16 protein-coding genes and 1 pseudogene are annotated in these 15,018 nt (G+C 71.2%); 9 read left to right on the top strand and 8 right to left on the bottom strand.

The features are described 5' to 3' along the window. Nucleotides 1-76 precede the first annotated feature (76 nt). From ACLQ29_RS33040 to ACLQ29_RS33030, 3 genes are read right to left on the bottom strand one after another with little or no spacing between them, the layout of a single operon-like run. Nucleotides 77-637: a GerMN domain-containing protein gene (locus ACLQ29_RS33040; RefSeq protein ID WP_425775293.1), complete on the bottom strand. Its 561-nt coding sequence runs from the start codon at nucleotides 635-637 to the stop codon at nucleotides 77-79. Next, nucleotides 634-1,989 carry a sensor histidine kinase gene (locus ACLQ29_RS33035; protein ID WP_425775292.1) on the bottom strand — a complete coding sequence of 452 codons (1,356 nt, stop codon included), beginning with the start codon at nucleotides 1,987-1,989 and terminating at the stop codon, nucleotides 634-636. The genes ACLQ29_RS33040 and ACLQ29_RS33035 overlap by 4 nt, the downstream gene beginning before the upstream one ends. Next, nucleotides 1,986-2,675 (bottom strand): response regulator transcription factor, encoded by a 690-nt coding sequence (locus tag ACLQ29_RS33030; RefSeq protein WP_425775291.1) that lies wholly within the window; start codon nucleotides 2,673-2,675, stop codon nucleotides 1,986-1,988. Before ACLQ29_RS33030 ends, ACLQ29_RS33035 begins: the two co-directional genes overlap by 4 nt. 202 nt (nucleotides 2,676-2,877) lie before the next feature. Between ACLQ29_RS33030 and ACLQ29_RS33025 the strand changes: the two genes are divergently transcribed. From ACLQ29_RS33025 to ACLQ29_RS33010, 4 genes are all read left to right on the top strand, one after another. Beyond that, nucleotides 2,878-3,246 carry an STAS domain-containing protein gene (locus ACLQ29_RS33025; protein WP_425775290.1) on the top strand — a complete coding sequence of 123 codons (369 nt, stop codon included), beginning with the start codon at nucleotides 2,878-2,880 and terminating at the stop codon, nucleotides 3,244-3,246. 152 nt (nucleotides 3,247-3,398) lie between these two features. Continuing rightward, nucleotides 3,399-4,016, top strand: coding sequence for an STAS domain-containing protein (locus ACLQ29_RS33020; protein ID WP_425775289.1), 618 nt, complete (start codon nucleotides 3,399-3,401; stop codon nucleotides 4,014-4,016). Between the two features lie 126 nt (nucleotides 4,017-4,142). Next, nucleotides 4,143-4,418 carry a GlsB/YeaQ/YmgE family stress response membrane protein gene (locus tag ACLQ29_RS33015; protein ID WP_425775288.1) on the top strand — a complete coding sequence of 92 codons (276 nt, stop codon included), beginning with the start codon at nucleotides 4,143-4,145 and terminating at the stop codon, nucleotides 4,416-4,418. A 138-nt stretch (nucleotides 4,419-4,556) separates the two neighbouring features. Then, nucleotides 4,557-4,856 (top strand): BON domain-containing protein, encoded by a 300-nt coding sequence (locus ACLQ29_RS33010; RefSeq protein ID WP_425775287.1) that lies wholly within the window; start codon nucleotides 4,557-4,559, stop codon nucleotides 4,854-4,856. A gap of 86 nt (nucleotides 4,857-4,942) precedes the next feature. On the opposite strand, the gene ACLQ29_RS33005 is transcribed toward ACLQ29_RS33010, so the two are convergent. Further along, on the bottom strand, nucleotides 4,943-5,233 hold the full coding sequence (locus ACLQ29_RS33005; RefSeq protein ID WP_425775286.1) for a PucR family transcriptional regulator: 291 nt from the start codon (nucleotides 5,231-5,233) through the stop codon (nucleotides 4,943-4,945). Nucleotides 5,234-5,245: 12 nt separating this feature from the next. Between ACLQ29_RS33005 and ACLQ29_RS33000 the strand changes: the two genes are divergently transcribed. Continuing rightward, entirely contained in the window at nucleotides 5,246-5,896 is a 651-nt protein-coding gene (locus ACLQ29_RS33000; protein ID WP_425775285.1) for a hypothetical protein, read from the top strand. A 258-nt stretch (nucleotides 5,897-6,154) separates the two neighbouring features. On the opposite strand, the gene ACLQ29_RS32995 is transcribed toward ACLQ29_RS33000, so the two are convergent. The 3 genes and pseudogenes from ACLQ29_RS32995 to ACLQ29_RS32985 all read right to left on the bottom strand — a co-directional run bounded on the left by ACLQ29_RS32995 (nucleotide 6,155) and on the right by ACLQ29_RS32985 (nucleotide 8,324). Further along, nucleotides 6,155-6,844, bottom strand: coding sequence for a class I SAM-dependent methyltransferase (locus ACLQ29_RS32995; RefSeq protein ID WP_425775284.1), 690 nt, complete (start codon nucleotides 6,842-6,844; stop codon nucleotides 6,155-6,157). 206 nt (nucleotides 6,845-7,050) lie between these two features. Continuing rightward, nucleotides 7,051-7,653 (bottom strand): annotated as a pseudogene (locus ACLQ29_RS32990) (TIGR04282 family arsenosugar biosynthesis glycosyltransferase); the annotation flags it as partial. Continuing rightward, nucleotides 7,650-8,324 carry a glycosyltransferase family 2 protein gene (locus ACLQ29_RS32985; RefSeq protein WP_425775283.1) on the bottom strand — a complete coding sequence of 225 codons (675 nt, stop codon included), beginning with the start codon at nucleotides 8,322-8,324 and terminating at the stop codon, nucleotides 7,650-7,652. The gene ACLQ29_RS32985 and the pseudogene ACLQ29_RS32990, both read right to left, overlap by 4 nt. A gap of 145 nt (nucleotides 8,325-8,469) precedes the next feature. Here ACLQ29_RS32985 and ACLQ29_RS32980 point away from each other — a divergent pair, with 145 nt between their 5' ends. After that, nucleotides 8,470-9,870: a hypothetical protein gene (locus ACLQ29_RS32980; RefSeq protein ID WP_425775282.1), complete on the top strand. Its 1,401-nt coding sequence runs from the start codon at nucleotides 8,470-8,472 to the stop codon at nucleotides 9,868-9,870. Nucleotides 9,871-9,887: 17 nt separating this feature from the next. On the opposite strand, the gene ACLQ29_RS32975 is transcribed toward ACLQ29_RS32980, so the two are convergent. Continuing rightward, nucleotides 9,888-10,949 (bottom strand): NAD-dependent epimerase/dehydratase family protein, encoded by a 1,062-nt coding sequence (locus ACLQ29_RS32975; RefSeq protein ID WP_425775281.1) that lies wholly within the window; start codon nucleotides 10,947-10,949, stop codon nucleotides 9,888-9,890. A gap of 117 nt (nucleotides 10,950-11,066) precedes the next feature. Between ACLQ29_RS32975 and ACLQ29_RS32970 the strand changes: the two genes are divergently transcribed. The 3 genes from ACLQ29_RS32970 to ACLQ29_RS32960 are packed head-to-tail and all read left to right on the top strand — an operon-like array spanning nucleotide 11,067 to nucleotide 13,825. Next, the gene (locus ACLQ29_RS32970) at nucleotides 11,067-12,434 is read left to right on the top strand and encodes a molybdopterin-dependent oxidoreductase (protein ID WP_425775280.1); all 1,368 of its coding nucleotides are present in this window, start codon (nucleotides 11,067-11,069) and stop codon (nucleotides 12,432-12,434) included. A 55-nt stretch (nucleotides 12,435-12,489) separates the two neighbouring features. After that, nucleotides 12,490-12,963 (top strand): hypothetical protein, encoded by a 474-nt coding sequence (locus tag ACLQ29_RS32965; RefSeq protein ID WP_425775279.1) that lies wholly within the window; start codon nucleotides 12,490-12,492, stop codon nucleotides 12,961-12,963. Between the two features lie 40 nt (nucleotides 12,964-13,003). Beyond that, nucleotides 13,004-13,825: an S-methyl-5'-thioadenosine phosphorylase gene (locus ACLQ29_RS32960; RefSeq protein ID WP_425775278.1), complete on the top strand. Its 822-nt coding sequence runs from the start codon at nucleotides 13,004-13,006 to the stop codon at nucleotides 13,823-13,825. Nucleotides 13,826-15,018: the final 1,193 nt, after the last annotated feature.

Raw genomic sequence — 15,018 nt, 5'->3', positions numbered from 1 at the left:
CGCACCCGGGCGGTGAGTGAGTGAGTGAGCGCTGCGTGTGCAGCCTTCGTCGGCCGCCATCCCGGCAGTGGCCGGCTCACCGTGGGGTGATCAGTGGGACGTAGTCGGTACGGCTGAGTGGCTGTTCGGACAGTGATCCGTCGGCGCGGGGCACACCCAACGGCTTGCCGTCGCGCAGGAACGACACGCTGGTGACGTCATCGCGGCTGGTGAGGGTGCAGACGATCTGCCCGAAGGCGAGGACCTCGTCGCTGCGCCCGGCGTCATCACCGGGTTCGTCGACCGCGACTCGGGCCTGGGTGCCGGTCACTGTCGCACCGGCGGCGTTGACCGCTCCCGGCAGTGCGCTGGTCAGGTCGGCGTCGCGTTCGGCCTCGATAGGCCCGGCGAGCAGGTGCCGCAGGTGGTCCTCGATGGTGGGTGGGCGGTCCACGCGCCGGAGCACCGGGACGATCCGATTGTCGCGAACCAGGCAGAGGGTCTCGGTGGCCGGGCCGACCGGCGCGGTCACGTTGGGAGCGGGGGTGGGGAACGGCCCGCGCGGCGGTTGCACGGCGCGGGGTGCGTCGTCGGTGGGGATGCCACAGCCGCTCAGCAACGCGACAAGCCCCACGGCGAGGAGATAGCGACGGTTCACGTCAGGCTCTCCGCCAGCGTGACGCGGAAGCGGGCGCCCCCGCCGGGGCGGTCGGTGACCGTGACGTGTCCGCCGTGGGCGGCGGCGTGCTGGGCGACCAGCGCGAGGCCGAGGCCGGTGCCGTCGCCGGCACCCCGAGTGTGGGCGGCTCGCCCGCGGACGAAACGGTCGAAGATCACCTCTCGGTCCTCGACGGGCACACCCGGGCCCTCGTCCTCGACCTCAATGACGCCCGCGCTGCCGTCGCGATCAAGCAGCACACACGTCGGACCGCCCCCGTAGGTCCCGGCGTTGTCCAACAGGTTCGCCAGCACCTGCGCGACACGCCGCCGCTCGACCAGCCACGTCGCGGACACCTCCGGTGCGACGCGGACGATCGACGCGGGCAGATCCAGGGCATGGCAGGCGTCCCGGGCCAGCGCCAACACGTCCACGGGGGCACGGTGGGCGGGTTGGTCGCTGCGGGCCAGGTCGATCAGATCGTTGACAAGACGCTGGAAACGGTCGATTTCTTCGGCGACAAGCCCCGCCGCGATCGCCGTCCGCTCGTCCTGCTGTTCGCGACGACGGGCCAGGACACTGGCCGCAGCGGCGAGGGTCTGCAACGGGGAGCGCAGCTCATGGCTGACGTCGGCGGCGAAACGGCGGTCACGCTCGATGCGCTGCGCGAGGCGATCGACCATCTGGTTGAACGAGGAGGACAGGCGCGTCAGGTCAGGGTCGCTGGCCGTGTCGAGGCGGGCGGTGAAATCGCCGCCAGCAATCTTCTCGGCGGCATCGGCGACGGCCGTCAGCGGACGCAGTCCGTGCCGGGTGGCGTACCAGCCGAGGGCCGCGCCGGATCCGGCGACCATGATCGCGACGGTGGTCAGCGCGAGCGCCAGGACCTGGAATGTCTCCTCCAGCTCTCGCAGCGAGTTGACCTCGAAGTACGTCGCTGTCGCGGAGAGGGGCACACCGACGACCAGGGCGGACTGTCCGTCAACGCGGACCCGCTGCACCGCCGGCTGCCCGGACGCCACGAGACGTCGCAGGTCGACGGGGACGGCCGCGGTAGGTCCGGGATCCGCGGTGCGCGCGTACCACTGGCCGTTGAGGTGCAGGACCGGGCGGCGGCCGCCACCGGTGTCCAGCGACCGGAGCACCTGGACGACGTCGGGGGTGTCGGTGTCGATCCCGGCGCGGACGACGGTCGCGTCGAAGTACGCGGCGCGCAGGGCGGTGCGTTCCCGCTCGTCGAGCAAGGAGCGGCGGGTCAGCTCGTACGAGACCAGGGCCATCGACGCGGCGAGCAGGAGCGCCCCGACGGCGAACGCGGCGGTGACCCGGGTACGCAGTCCGAGGCGTCTCATCGCTGCAACTTGTAGCCCAGGCCCCGCAGGGTGACCAGGTGCCGGGGATTCGCCGGGTCCGACTCGATCTTCTGCCGCAGCCGGCCCACGTGCACGTCGACCAGTCGTTCGTCGCCGCTGTCGTACCCCCAGACCCGTTCGAGCAGTTGCTGGCGGGACAGCACCCGGCCGACGTGCTCGGCCAATTCGCACAACAGCCGGAATTCGGTGCGGGTGACCGGTACGGGTTGGCCGGCTCGGCGAACCTCTCCCCCGTCCGGGCTGATCTCCAACTCGCCGACGACGAACGCCGGCACGGCCTCCGACGCGTGCCCCGCGACGCCGCTGCGGGCCCGGCGGCGAAGGGCGCGCAGCCGCGCGGTCAGCTCCTTGATCGCCACCGGCTTGACGACGTAGTCGTCGGCGCCGGCCTCCAGGGCGGCGACGATGTCGTGCGTGTCGTCGCGGGCGCTGACCACCACGATCGGGACGTCGTCGTCACGACGCAGCTGCCGAATGCATTCGAAACCGTCGAGGCCGGGCAGCATCAGGTCGACCAGCACGTAGTCGGCGGGGTCGCGGCGCTGCGCGCGCAGACCCTCCTCGGCCGTGGCCGCGCCCACCGCGTCGTAGCCCTCGTCCTCCAGTGCGAGCAACAACGCCAAGCGGATGCGGTCGTCGTCCTCGATCACCAGTACGGCCGTCATACCCGGCATCATCCCCAGCCGACCGGCACGGTGGCCAACCGTGGCGGCCGGTTGGCGGATTTGTCATGGAACTGTCACAGATCCGCGTGGTGGCCGCCAAACCCGCCCGGCAGGGTGACAGGCGACCGGAACCGCGAGGGAGAGGGGTACGCCTGTGACCGGCTCACTGGCACCTACGCCGTGCACGCTGCCGCTGGTCGAGGTGGCCGTCACCGAGTTCGACCTGGCCTGTCTGCCGGCGACCGGAGCAGTGTTCGACCGTCTGCTCACCCTCCATCCCGCACGGGTGGTGGTCGATTTGTCCGGGTGCCGGCACATCGACGCCGCCGCCATCGGCATGCTGCTCGATGTGCACCGGCGGCTGGCCCGCGCCGACGGGGTCCTCACCCTCCGCAATCCGAACCCGCGTATCCGGCGCATCCTGCACACCGCCCGTGTGGACCAGATCCTGCCGGTCGTCGACACTGCCCCATCGCCGGCGTCCTGCACCCCGCCTATTGGGCAGGAGCCCACCGGCGTACAGCCGGCGTTGGTCGCTCATGGTCGCGCCTCGGTGCAAGTCGCTCACTGACGATCACCAGCGGGCTCGCCATACCCACTATCGGGCCTAACGGCCCATCAGCGCCGTAAGCGTCAAGCTCGAGAGCCGGCCTCCGCCTCGGCTCTGCACGATTGCCGTGTCGCACCGCCTGGAGAGACACGGACCCAGGAAGGACCAGCAGAATGACAGTTGTCCCGGACGACCACCTGATGACCCTGATCTGCGACACCTGCGGCGACACCGTCAAGGCCACCGCGTGCGTGCTCCCCGACGCCGAGGTCGTCTGGACCCTGGTGTCCGAACAGGGCTGGAGCGGTTCCCCGTTCGCCGTCGGCCCGCACCGCTGCCCGCACTGCAGCCTGCTGCCACCAACCGGTGGCGGACACGCGTCGTACGGCGAGCACGGTCCTGGTGGCATCCTCGGCATCGACCACCTCGACGACGTGACAGTCGTCGCCGCGACCGGTGACATCGATCTCGACACCGGCGATACCCTGCGCACCGCCCTGCGACACGCGGCCGACATGGGCGGACATGTGGTGATCGACCTGAGCCGAGTGCACCTCATCGACTCCACCGGCCTCGGGCACCTCGTCCGCGCCCACTGCGATGCGCGGGACCGCGGGGTCACGCTCTGCCTGGCCGCGCCGTCGCGTTTCATCCGCACCGTCCTGCACACAATGCGCCTGGACGGAGCCTTCCCCATCTTTGACAGCCGCGACGACGCCCTCGCCAAACTGTCTGAGGCTTCGGTGCCGAAGCGTCCAACCGCCGTCGCCGCGACGGCTGCGAGTTCCTGATCGATATCGGACCCGCCCCGGGAAGGAGCTAGCGACCGGTCGAATGGCCACCGGTCCGCAGCCAAGTTCCAGACCGACCGCCGCGCGCCGTAGCACCCGTACTCAAACAACGTCCAAGGAAAGCCCATGAGTATCGCCGATCTCGTCACCGCGCTCCTCGTCGGCGTCGCCATCGGCCTGCTCGGCAGGCTCATCATCCCAGGACGCCGGGAGGCCCCGGCCTGGCTGACCGTGTCCGTCGGGGTGGTCGCCGCGCTGGCGGGCACCATCGTCGCCCATCTGGCAGGCGTCGGTACCAGCACCCTCAACATCATGGTCCTGGTCATCCAGGTCGGTCTCGCCGGCAGCAGCGTCGTGCTCGTCGTCGCCACCTCCAGGCCCGAGCCAACCGACTCCCCATGAACCGACATGACGCAGTGCCGGCACCAACAGACCGTCCGCCAGCATGGCGAGGCCTATGCCGGCTCGACGTGGACGAAGAGCAGGAGCGAACGCTCATCTCCGAGTGCACGCGGCGTCGGCACACCCAAGGAGCTGACCGTGTACATGCCATGGCCACTGCCCGATGAAAACTGGTTCGCCGACACCTCGAACCAGCCCGAGCCGAACTGCGAGGACCTGCGGCTCGAGGCGCTGGTCGCGCAGCGGTTGAGCATCGACTGGACGACTCGGCGTCAGCAGATCACCGTCTCCGTGCAGAACCGGGTCGTCATCCTCGCCGGCCTTGTCAGTGACGCGAACGCGCGGCAGGTCGCGGCGGAACTCGCCTACGACGTGCCCGGCGTCTTCGACATCTGCAACACACTGCGGCTCAGCGACCCGCGGCGTAGCCATTGGTAACCGACGATCCTCGATGAGGCGGGTACCAGACGTCTATGAGAAGCAGTCGACCAGGATGACGCCGTCCTGATCCGGGCCTTCGTGCGCTAACTCGGCCAGCCGAGTAGTCGAGCACCGAGCACGGCTGCCTGCAGGGTGAAGCGTTGCGTGGGCTCGCCGGGGTGGTAGCCGGTCAGGTCCCGGATGCGGTCGAGGCGGTAGGTGATCGCGCGGACCGACAGGTGCATCTGTCGGGCGGTGGCGGTGTGGTTGCCCTGGTTGTCGAAGAGCACGGTCAGGGTCTGCAGGTACGGCTCGGCGCCGCCGCGCGCCGTGGTCAGTGGCCCGAGGACCGTGGTCACCAGGTCGCTGATGGCGTCGCGGTCACGCAGCAGCACGGGGAAACCACCATGACCGAATTCCTGACCAGCAACCCCGAGTTCGCGACGATGGCGGCCCAGGCCGGTTTTCCGGCGCTCGGCACGGTCGAGGGCTACGCGGCCACCCTGTACGCGCTGCTGGCCGTTCCGGCCGGGGTGTTCGTCGCCGTGCGGCTCGCCGCCGTCGCCGCGGACGAGAATGCCCGGCGTCTCACCCTGCTGCTGGCCGCACCGGTGGCCCGGGCACGGCTGTTGGGTGCCGAAGCGGCCGTCGCTGGGTGCGCCGCGCTGATTCTGATCACGGTCGCGGGCATCGCCATGTGGGCCGGCACGGCCAGTGTCCATGCCGGCCTCTCGGCCGGCGACGCCCTCGCCGGGGCCTGGAACGTCGTGCCGGTCTTCCTGCCGTGTCTGGGAGCTGGCGTCCTGGCGCTCGGATGGGCACCGCGCGCCGTTGCGGCGATCGGCGCTTTTCCGGCCGCCGGCGGGTTCCTGTGGCAGGTAATCGCCGACAGCGTCGACGCACCCATCTGGATCGGCGGGCTGTCCCCGTTCGCGCACCTGGCCGCAGTGCCGGCATCGGCGCCGGCGTGGCCAGCAGCGTCGGTGATGGCCGGCATCGCCGCAGTAGGAGTGGTCGCCGGCACGATCGGCTACCGCCGGCGTGACCTGGATTCCTGACCAGCCGTTACTTCGCGTTTGCCTGACCTTCCTCGGCCTCACCGTCGATATCCGGCACGGCAGTCGCCGCAGGGTCGCCGGCAGGCCGACGCGGGACCGCTATCCGTCGACACACCCGGCGCAGCGCGTGGTGCCAGTTGGGCGTGTCGCGGATGTCGTCACCATCTCGACGACAGGGCGGCCCGCGGTAGCCGGGCCGGGCGGGCATGGTGCTCCCTGGGCAGGCCGCGGTGATCACCGGCCGAGGCCTTGCTCGGTTCACGTTGGGTCGACCGCGCCAGAGCTGTCCGCGGCCAGCTCGCCGAACCAGCGGTGATCGCGGCGGAACACCTCGCGGATCGTGAGCCCGGCCGCCGATGCAACCCCGGCGACCGCCATCGTGTCGAGCCGCGCCCACCGGAAGGGTGGCCCGAGGCGCGATCCACCGCCGGCGGCCTGGAGGGCCAGTTGGGCCTGACCGCGCCACAATCCCGGACCTGGTGCTTCGAGTTCGACGAGCACGGTGCCGCCGGAACGCAGCAGGTCGTGGCACCGGCCGAGCAGGGTGGTGGGATCACCGCCGATGCCGATGTTTCCGTCGATCAGTAGCACGTGCGCCCAACGTCCCTCGGCGGGCAGGGGGGCGAAGACATCTCTCTGGAGGGCGATCGCGCCTCGGGCCCGGGTCAGGCGAACCGCTTGCGCGGAGATGTCGACTCCGACCGCTGTCAGTCCGGCCCGGGTGAGTGCCAGTGTGAGCCGGCCTGGACCGCAGCCCAGGTCGAGGGTCGGGCCGGTGCACCGGGCGACGAGTGCGGCCACCGCCGGTTCGGCGGGGCCGTGCCACCGGCGTACCGGTAGGCGGCTGCGCCAGCCGTTGTCGCCGTGCACCAGCCAGTGGTCGTCGGTGCGGCGCCGCAGCGCGCTGCCGAATGCGTCGGTCGGTCTGGCCCGGACGCTGCGGCTCATCGTGGGATCCCGGGCGTCAGGCTGCGCTGGACCGCCGCGACCTGGCGCGCGAAGCGGGTGCCGGTACCATGCCGCGCCGGGCGGGCCTCCGGGTGGGCCGCGTCTTCGCCCCCGGACTGCCCGGGCATGACCGCCGCGGCCCGCCCAGGATGACCGTCCGCAATCACGTCGGTGGACCACCCCGACGCATCGCCGGAAGTCGACGCGGCCACCGCCAGCGCGTCAGCCCACTCGTCGACGTCTTGAAGCAGGGGTAGGGATTCGACGCGCAGACCCCCCTGGCGTAAGGCCGCGATGGTGTGGTGTCCGGTCAGTGCGGTGGACATCGGCACGGTCCCCAGCACGGCGGCGTGCCGCGGGTTGCGCAGACCCAGAGCCCACCACCCGCCGTCGATGGCGGGGCCGAGCACGGCGTCGCTCAGGGTGAGGCGGTGGACGGCGTCGTCGAGGTGCGCCGGCGTGAGCTGTGGCGTGTCCATGCCGATCTGGAGCACCGATCGACCCGGGTAGGCGTCCGCCACGTCGGCGTGGGCGTTGGCGAGACGGTTGCCGAGGTCGGCGCCACGCTGCGGCAGGATCTGCCATCCGGCGATCGCGGCGGTCAGCTCGGCGGCTTCTTCGGCGTCGGCCAGCCGACCGTGCAGGGCGAGGACGGGTGTCACGCCGGGTGTGGCGCGTACGGTGTCCAGACTGTCCAGCAGTGCCGCGGCGGCGATCCGGGCCGCCTGAACGTGGCTGGCCGGTGGGCAGAGACGGGTCTTCACCGCCCCGGGTACGGGTGCCTTCGCCATCACCAGCAGGACGGTCACCGCGATCGCTCCACGGTACGCAGGACCCCGGCGAAGTCGCGGGTCGCGCGGAGCGTGCCGCGTACCGAGCCGGAGACCTTCGACCGGGTGCCGGCGGCGCGGTGGGAGTACCGCACGTCGAGTTCCCGGATCCGCCAGCCCGCGGCGGCGGCGCGGATGAGTAGTTCCACCGGGTATCCGAAGGCGCGGTCGGTGACTCCGAGGCCGAGCAGCGCTTCGCGGCGGGCCACCCGGATGGGGCTGAGGTCTCGCAGTGGTATGCCCCGGTGCCGCAGCAGCGCCGCGACCAGCGCGGTGCCGGCTCGGGCATGCCACGGCCAGACGCCGGCGGCGACGGGCCGACGACGACCGACCACCAGATCGGCCGATCCGCTGGCCACCGGGGCGACCAGCGCCGGGAGTTGTGTCGGATCGAAGGAGCCGTCGGCGTCGAGCACGCAGACCAGTGCGGCGTCGGCCGCCTCGAGGCCGGTGTGTACGGCCGCGCCGTAGCCCCGGCGCGCTTCGTGGACGACCCGGGCGCCGTGCCGGACCGCGACCTCCGGTGAGCCGTCCCGGGAGCCGTTGTCCACCACGATCGCCCGGTAGCCGGGTGGCAGGGCGGTCAGTACGCCGGGTAGTGCCGCGGCTTCGTCGAGGCACGGCAGTACCACGTCGATCGGTGATGGCATACCGGAAACGCTAGGACGCCAAGCCGCCCGAGATGGGCGAAATCGGACCATCAGCATCCTTGTCAGCGTCGCTCCCTTATCGAACGGTGATGTCCTGCCCGTTCCCGCATCATCGGGCCGGCGATGGCCGTACCGTCCGGTCGTCATGAAAGTGCTCGCGCCCCTGCGGCGGGGACCGGAACTGCCCGCCCGGCGCACCGACGCCGACCTGGTGGTGCTCGGCGTCGAGGTGGCGTTGGTCGCCGCCGCGGTGGCGGTGGGGCTGCTGCTCAACGCGCGCGGTGTCGGTCTGCACGCCGACGCCGCGCCGCTGTACGCCACCTGGCGTCCGCACCTGGGCTGGGGCACGCCGGCCGCGCTGCTGGTCGCCGCCGGGGTGCTCGGCTGGGGCGTGCGGTGGGCGCGGACCGCCGGGTGGGGTCGGCTGTTGGTCGCGGGCTACCTTGCGGCGGTCGCGTGGACGATGTCGTTGGCGCTGGTGGACGGCTGGTCGGCCGGTTTCACCCGGCGACTCACCCCGCAGGCTGAATACCTGCACGAGGTGCCCCGGGTCACCGACGTCACGGCCATGCTGGCGGGCTTCAGCGCACGGATTCTCGACTTCCAACCCGAGGCCTGGTCCACCCACACCGCCGGCCATCCACCGGGGGCTCTGCTGGTCTTCGTCGGGTTGGACCGGATCGGCCTCGGCGGTCCCACCGCCGCCGCCCTGGCATGCGTGCTGGTGGGAGCGACGGTGACCGTGTCGGTGCCGGTGACGCTGCGGGCACTCGGTGCGGGACAGGCAGCCCGTGACGTGCTGCCGTTCCTGGTGCTGCTGCCCGGCGCGATCTGGATGGGAGTCTCGGCCGACGGCATCTTCACCGGGGTGGTCGCGGCGGGGCTGGCCCTGCTGGCGGTGCGCGGACTGGCCGCCGCCGCGGTCGGGGGCCTGTTGCTCGGCTTCGCCCTCCACCTGTCGTACGGCTTCGTGCTTGTCGGCGTCCTGGCCCTGGCGGTGGTGGCGCTGCGTTTGCGGGACCGGTGGCCGGCGTTGCTCGCGGCACTGGCCGGGGTCGGCACGGTGGTGGCCGCGTTCACCCTGGCCGGCTTCTGGTGGCTGGACGGCTACCACCTGGTAGTGGAGCGGTATCACCAGGGCTGGGCGGCGGATCGCCCGTACGGCTACTGGGTGTGGGCGAACGTGGCGGCGCTTCTGCTCTGTGTGGGCCCGGTGCTCGGGCCCGCGCTGCGGCGGACCGCGCACGCGTCGGCCGGTCCGGCGCGGACCGTTGCGATGCGATGGCGCAGGCCGGACCGAGCCGGGATGATCGCCCTGCGGGAAGCCGGGCCCACGGTGCTGCTGCCACTGGCCGCCGTGCTGGCGGTCGGCGCTGCTGACCTGTCCGGGCTGAGCAAGGCGGAGGTGGAACGGATCTGGCTACCGTTCGTGGTCTGGCTGCTGGTGGCCGCCGCCCACCTGCCACCGCCCGCCCAACGGTTCTGGCTGGCCGGGCAGGTGGTCACCGCCCTCGCGGTCAGCCACCTACTGTGGACGGTCTCCTGATCCGCGGGGCAGCGGTCTCACACGGTGAGGGCGGCCGGTTCCCGGAGCGGATCCGTGGCGAAGGCGGCCACCCCCTCGGCGAACCCGACCCGGGCGGTGTAGCCGAGCAGCTCCGCCGCCCGCCGGGGGTCGGCGACCACGTGTCGGACGTCGGCCGCCCGGCCGCCACCGGCGATCAGCGGCGCCGGCCCGGCCATCGCCTCGGCGAGAGCGACGGCCAGCTCACCCACGGTGTGCGGCTCACCGGAGCAGACGTTGACCGGCACGAGGCCCCGCGGTGGCAAAGCGGTCAACGCCAGCAGGTTGGCCCGGGCGACGTCGGTGACGTGGACGAAGTCGCGGCGCTGCCGGCCGTCCTCCAGCACGCGCGGCGGCAGACCCGCCGCCAGCGCGGACCGAAAAATCGAGGCCACACCCGCGTACGGGGTGTCCCGGGGCATCCGGGGGCCGTAGACGTTGTGGTAGCGCAACGCCCAGACGCTCCCGCCGGTCTGCCGCGCCCACGCGGCGGCCAGGTGTTCCTGGGCAAGCTTCGTGGCCGCGTACGTGCTTCGCGGCTCGAGCAACGCGTCCTCGGGCACCAGAGCTGGCGAGAGGGCGCCCAAACAGTCTGGGCAGGTTGGCTCGTACCGTCCGGCGGCCAGGTCGGCGGCGCTGCGGGCGGCGGGTCGCACGGTGCCGTGCGTCGCGCAGTCGTACCGACCCTCGCCGTAGACGACCATCGAGCTGGCCAGCACCAGCCGGGTCACACCGGCCCGGTGCATCGCGGCGAGCAGCACCACCGTGGCGTAGTCGTTGTGGCTGACGTAGTCGGGGGCGTCGGAGGGATCCAGCCCGTGCCCGACCATCGCCGCCTGGTGACACACCGCGTCCACGCCGGCCAGAAGCCGGTCCAGCAGGCGGGCGTCCCGGACGTCACCGACCACCGGGGCGTGCCGCCGGGACCACTCCGGGAGTTCCCCGCCGTGCGCCTGGGGCAGCAACGCGTCGAGCGCCACCAGGTCGTGGCCCTCGGCGACGAGCAGGTCGGCGATCTGCGATCCGATGAAACCGGCCGCGCCGGTGAGCAGTACCCGCATCCCGGTGACCGTAGACCGCACTCGGCCGGGGCGCGGTCACTTCACCCGCCTTGCCAGGCGATCGGTATCGCCGGAATGCACCAGATCGGGCACCTGTGGCGTCTAGCGTCCCGGGGTATGGGTGTGACGGACCGGCCGACGGGTTTCCCGCAGCGGTGGTGGCGTGCCCTTGAACGGCACCCTCCACCAGTCCCCGGCCTGGCCGGGGACCGCTGGCGCAGCCCGCTGCGCGGTCCGTGGCTCACCGCCGTCTACGGTGCCGTGCTCCTCGTCGGGCTGCCGCTGGTGATCATCACCGGGCTGCTCGACTACGCCGCCTACGGCCCCCAGCTCGATCAGGCGCTCCCCCGCGAGGTGGGTTGGTTACGGCTGCCGCCGTTCGACTGGCCGACTCGGCCGTCCTGGCTGTTCCGGGTCACCCAGGGGCTGCACGTGACGCTCGGCATCATCCTGATCCCCGTGGTGCTGGGGAAGCTGTGGTCGGTGATCCCGAAGCTCTTCAGCTGGCCACCGGCCCGCTCCCTGGCCCAGGTGCTCGAACGACTGTCCCTGCTGCTACTGGTCGGCGGCATCCTCTTCGAGATCGCGACCGGCCTGCTCAACATCCAGTACGCGTACCTGTTCGGCTTCGACTTCTACACCGCGCACTACTTCGGAGCGTGGGTCTTCATCGCCGCCTTCGTGGCACACGTAACGCTGAAACTGCCCCGGATGGTCAGCGCACTCCGATCCCGGCCGGCCCTGCGGGACCGCAAACCACCCGGGCAGAGCGAGCCGCTACGGGCCGAGCTGCGCACCCCGCTGGCCGCGACCCGGCCCGAGCCACCCGATCCGGACGACCTGGTGGCCACCGCACCCGGCGCGCCGACGATGAGCCGACGCGGCGCGATAGCCCTGGTCGGCGGCCTGTCCCTGCTGCTCGGCGCCCTCACGATCGGGCAGAGCCTCGACGGGCGCTGGCGCCCCACCGCGCTGCTGCTGCCCCGCGGACGTCAGCCCGGCACCGGACCGAACGGCTTCCCGATCAACCGCACCGCCGCCGCGGCAGGCATCCAAGCGGACGAGACCGGGCAACGATGGCGACTGACCGTGCGCGGCGGCGACCGCCTCGTCACCCTCGACCGTCCCCGCCTGCTCGCCATGAGCCAGCACACCGCCCGCCTGCCGATCGCCTGCGTGGAGGGGTGGTCGACACGACAAACCTGGTCAGGTGTACGACTGCGCGACCTCGCCGCCCTGGTCGGTGTGGACGACCCGGCGTCGGCGCAGGTGCGGTCACTGGAGAAGGCCGGGTTGTTCAACCAGGCGATCCTCCAGGCCAACCAGGTCCTCGACGCCGACTCCCTGCTCGCTCTTCGGGTCAACGGTGTCGACCTCTCGGCCGACCACGGCTTCCCCGCCCGGGTGATCGTCCCCGCCCTGCCCGGCGTGCACTGCACGAAATGGGTCACCGAGATCACCTTCCGGACCGGCGCCGATGGGTGAGCCTCTCCCCCGATTCCGAGCGGCCTACGGATCGTCCCCACAGCATCTGGTCGTCATGATCGCCTGCTTCACCCTCACCGGCTGGGTCGCGCTCCGAATCGCCGACGAGGCCACGGCTGGCCGGATGCTGCTCTGGTTCGTCGGCGCGGCCGTCGCCCACGACCTCATCCTCTTTCCGATCTACGCCTCGGCCGACCGGGTGCTGCGCGCTGCGCTCGGGCGCTCCGGCCCCGCCGGCCCGGATGGCCGATCGCCCGCTGCACACCACTGGATACCGGGCCGCGCGGGGCAGCCGTCACCGTTGAACCACATCCGGGTGCCGGCACTCGCCAGCGGGCTGCTGTTCCTGGTATATCTCCCCGGCATCCTGCGGCAGGGCCAGGAAACCTATCTCGCCGCCACCGGTCAGAACCAGCATCCGTACCTGGCCCGCTGGCTGGTAGTCACCGCCGCGCTGTTCCTGGTCAGCGGCGTCTGGTACCTCGTGCGGCAGATCCGCTGGCGACGGGTCGGCGGGTCGACGCGTTGAACGGGTGATCCCCCGCCGCTGTCCGCAGGAAGGCACGAGCATGACCAGGTACGCGGAACTGCCCCAGGCCGACGTGGGGGTGATCGGCGGCAGTGGCCTCTACCATCTGGTAGCCGGCGGCACTACGGTCGAGGTCTCCACACCGTACGGCCACCCGTCCGACCCGGTCACCGTCGGACACGTCGATGGCTGCACTGTCGCGTTCCTGCCGCGGCACGGCGCCGACCACCGCTTCCCCCCGCACCGCATCAACTACCGGGCCAACCTCTGGGCACTGCGCATGCTCGGGGTACGCCAGATCCTCGCACCCTGCGCCGTCGGATCCCTCACCACGGCACTGCCCCCCGGGACGCTCGTCCTCCCCGACCAGATGGTCGACCGGACCAACGGACGAGCCTGCACCTACTTCGACGACGGCGCGGTCCACACGTCGTTCGCCGACCCGTACTGCCCGAACGGGCGCACGACTGTCGCCGCCGCCGCCCGTCATGTCGGGTTCGAAGCCGTCGTCGGCGCCACCATGGTGGTGGTGGAAGGGCCGCGCTTCTCCACTCGAGCGGAGTCACAGTGGTACGCCCGCCAGGGCTGGCAGCTGATCAACATGACCGGGCACCCAGAAGCGATCCTCGCCCGTGAACTGGAGCTGTGCTACACCCCCATCGCCCTGGTCACCGACCTCGACGCCGGACTCCACGCGGCCGACGCGGTCAGCCACGCCGAGGTGCTCCGCATCTTCGCCGCGAACGTCGAGCGACTACGTGAGGTGCTCTACCAGGCCATTCCGGCACTGCCGCCCGACCCGTCCACCTGCGCCTGCGGGCGAGGCCACGAGGACGTCCCGCTCCCGATCACCTTGCCCTGACACACGGTGAAGGACGGGTGAAGGACAAACAGCTCGCAGCCACCCGGCAATGCGCGACCAGGATCCAGCCAGCGTCGCTGGCTACCTGCGGCTCCACAGCATGATCATCGTGTGTGACCACGACGCCTGGACCATCGGAACTGACACGGCGGTCTTCCCGCTCACCGCACCGACGAGCGTCCTGAGCCGCACAGCAAAAATCCCCGCCCAACGGGACGAGGATCGCTCGAAACGCGAAGAGAAATCACGCTTCGTAGGGAAATAATGTGTCCGAGATTCGAACTCTTGTACGTGACACGTGCGCACCATTTGGGTGTGCATGCGGCATAGATTAGGGCACGACTCGCCCTACCGCAATAATAGGGGAACGCTCGGCAGCGTGACGGTCCGTAAGAGCTTCTCGGCGCCGCTGCGGATCGCGCCCAGACCAACGCCAAGGCACGGCACGCGCGGCCCGCCGATGCCGGGCTGGACGTACGCCTCAGCGCAGTGGCCTGGACCGTCGAGGCCATTGCGACGCAGGAGTTCCTTGCGATGCCGACAGGACGTTCGGACGGCTCCTGCATCGATGATTACGCCGCAGACCCTAACCACTGGATCAGCGTTCGCCAGCACGGCGCCCACGCGGGTGTCTCCCTGTGCTGGGCGACGCACGGCACGTGGAAACGGTGGCCGATACTGGTCGACCGATCGCTGGTGGACGCAACGACGGGGCTGCAGGTTGTGGAGGGCACGACGCGGGTCGGCATCCTCACAGGACGTCACCGCGAAAACGACCGGGTGGCCCCACAGCATCTAGCGTGGGTCGGCCGACCCACCGCGGATCCCAGCCAGACGGCGTGATACGGCCCCCAATACTCGAGAGGGCCCAATCGAGCCGGATCATCGCCGCGGGTGTCTCGGATCCGAGTCCCGTGCCGGCGACACAGTGGCCGGTGACGAACAGTTGGCCCGGCCAGCTCGTGCACGCCGACACCGTCCGTGTTCGTACGGCCTGACAGGTAGGTGCGAATGGCGGTCGCCGCCTCGCCGCGTACCCGGCGCCGGTATCGGCTATCGTCGCGCAGCCACATCAGGGCCCGCCGGCCGTCGTCGTCGAATTTAACGACTCAGGACACTAGTACGGCAGCCGCCGTTCGTGAGGTGACCTCGGGTCCCGCAGGAATGAGGACGGCCACCGCATGATCGTCTGT

Source organism: Micromonospora sp. DT228, assembly GCF_049841595.1.
Taxonomy (GTDB): Bacteria; Actinomycetota; Actinomycetes; order Mycobacteriales; family Micromonosporaceae; genus Micromonospora.
The sequence above is the reverse complement of the archived record's forward strand: the minus strand, read 5'-3'. Positions and strand labels throughout refer to the sequence as shown.